The sequence below is a fragment of the Facklamia sp. P12945 genome (assembly GCF_050409485.1).
GTDB lineage: Bacteria > Bacillota > Bacilli > Lactobacillales > Aerococcaceae > Facklamia.
Genome location: NZ_JBNUPJ010000047.1, coordinates 1 through 2,272, shown reverse-complemented (window position 1 = coordinate 2,272; position 2,272 = coordinate 1). Strand labels below are relative to the sequence as shown.

Here is a 2,272-nt window from a genome sequence, read left to right as displayed (position 1 = left end):
AAACCAATTTGGTTGAGAAGAACTGCTTTATTTCGCGTGCCACTAAGCAAAAAAAACGCCAGCTTGGCAACGGACACTACTGCTGAAAAGAAAATCGATTCTCAAACACCTGTCTCTATTCATACCGTACGACGTGTGGTCGATGCTTTCGCTGCTACAATACGTAAACAACCTACCACTCTTCCAGCACATCTTTGTTTTGATGAATTCAAATCGACCCGTTCCGTTAGAGGGTCTATGAGCTTTATCTATTGTGATGCTCTGACTCACCAAGTCGTTGATATCGTAGAGGATCGTCGTTTATATGCGTTGAAAGAGCACTTTTACCGGTATAGTCGACACGAACGAAAAAAAGTAAAAACCATTTGTATTGATAGGTACGTCCCCTATATTGAATTGATCCGTCAATTATTTCCTAATGCTTCCATTATTATTGACCGATTCCATATCGTTCAAGCTCTTAACCGTGAATTGAACCGTTGTCGGATTCAAGGAATGAACCAAGTAAGATATAAAGGCAGAAGGCTCTATAATAAGCTTAAGAGGTACTGGAAACTGTTTTTAATGAAGGAAACGAAGCTTGAATACACACGCTATGAAAGATATCCTCTTTTTGACTCTTTAGCGAATACAGGGAATGTTGTGGATTACCTGTTAAATCAAAATGAAGTCCTTAAAAGCGTCTATCGTGTGGTCCAAGACCTTCGTTTCTCTCTCGATCAATCAGACCCTCTTATGTTTATGACTTCCCTTTATCAGCCTTCAAATCAATCGCTTGCACCGGGGCTTAAGAGAGTCTTAAGAATAGTTACTAAGTTTAAACAATACATTAAGAATACCTTTCATTATCACACACTGACTAATGGCCCTATTGAAGGGATTAATAACACGATTAAAGTGCTTAAACGCCATGCTTATGGCTATAAAAACGACTCCCATTTCAAAAATAGAATTCTTTTAATATCAAGATTATATGTGTCAGGAAGAAAAGAAAAGGAGACTAAGCAACCGTTAATTGCTTAATCTCCTTGGATAGCATCAACCCTATTTGACATAGAGCCTAATTTTTTAACATTTCCTGTTTTGTTCAATAATCAATGCTTCTTATAGATAGCTGGTAGTGCCTTAGAGGATAAGCTGTTCGACAAAAATTTACTATTAAACACATACAACTCCCCCTAGAGTAGATGTTAAATTCTTAAATATCTACGATAGAGGGAGCATATTAAGCTACAATTATTTTGCTTTTAATTATTAAAATAGCTATTGATTCCGTTGATCAATCCTTCAACTAATTTTGCTTGATAAACCGAATCCGTTAATTTTTTTATCTCAGACGGATTGTCCATAAAGCCTAGTTCTACTAAAGCTGCGGGCATATCCGTTGTACGCGTCACGTGAAGGTTTTGAGGGCGTATTCCTTGACTAGCCCCTCCAGTTGCAGCTACTAAAGATTTTTGAATCTCATTTGCTAGGCGTTTCCCTTCTGTAATTTTTGATGGTGAATGATGCGGCAAGGTTGAATAACCAGGTACATCCACTGAAGGATCATGATACAAAGTGAGTATCCCTTCAGCAGAGCCTTTTAAATGTTTCGGCATAGCATTATGATGAATACTTACAAAAATATCAGATTTTAATTTGTTTGGCAAATCATCTCTACGCGTCAGTTCAACGGTTGAGTCATCTTTACGCGTTTCAAAAACAGTATATCCTTGCTGACGCAATTTATCAGCTACTTGCCTTGAAATAATTAAATTTAAATCCTTCTCAGAGTATCCATTAACCACAGCACCAGTTTCTGAACCGCCATGTCCAGCATCAATAAATACACTATGACTCAAAACAGGGACAGTCTGATTAATAATCTTACCTCCACTTAAATTAAGCCTTTGCCCAACATAAATGAAATTGGAAGTTAACTTGTTCCAATTCTTTAATTGTTGAATAGTTACGCCAAAGCGCGTTGCAATACTGTAGAGTGAATCACCTGATTTTACAATATAATTATTGACACTGGTTAAATTTTCAGATGGTTTTTCTGGACGTGTCACATTCACAGTTTCATTCTTAGAAACAACTAAAACGTTGCCTGGGTGAATTAAATTACTTTTTAAGTTGTTCCATGCCTTCAATTGATGAACGGTGATGCCATATTGATTGGCAATCTTCGCCAACCAGTCCCCTGGTCGCACCGTGTAAGTCTTTCTAGTTGAAGTCGGTGTGCTTGGTTTTTCTGGTGTTGGTTCAGCCGGCTTTTCTGGTGTTGGTG

At 37.7% G+C, this 2,272-nt stretch carries 2 protein-coding genes; one reads left to right on the top strand and one right to left on the bottom strand.

The genetic code is table 11. The features are described 5' to 3' along the window. A partial coding sequence (locus ACQV2X_RS08620; RefSeq protein ID WP_428894429.1) for an ISL3 family transposase occupies window positions 1-1,023 on the top strand: 1,023 nt, incomplete at its 5' end. Between the two features lie 224 nt (window positions 1,024-1,247). On the opposite strand, the gene ACQV2X_RS08615 is transcribed toward ACQV2X_RS08620, so the two are convergent. Then, window positions 1,248-2,272, bottom strand: a 1,025-nt coding sequence (locus tag ACQV2X_RS08615) for an N-acetylmuramoyl-L-alanine amidase (RefSeq protein WP_428891815.1), incomplete at its 5' end; no start/stop codon positions are given.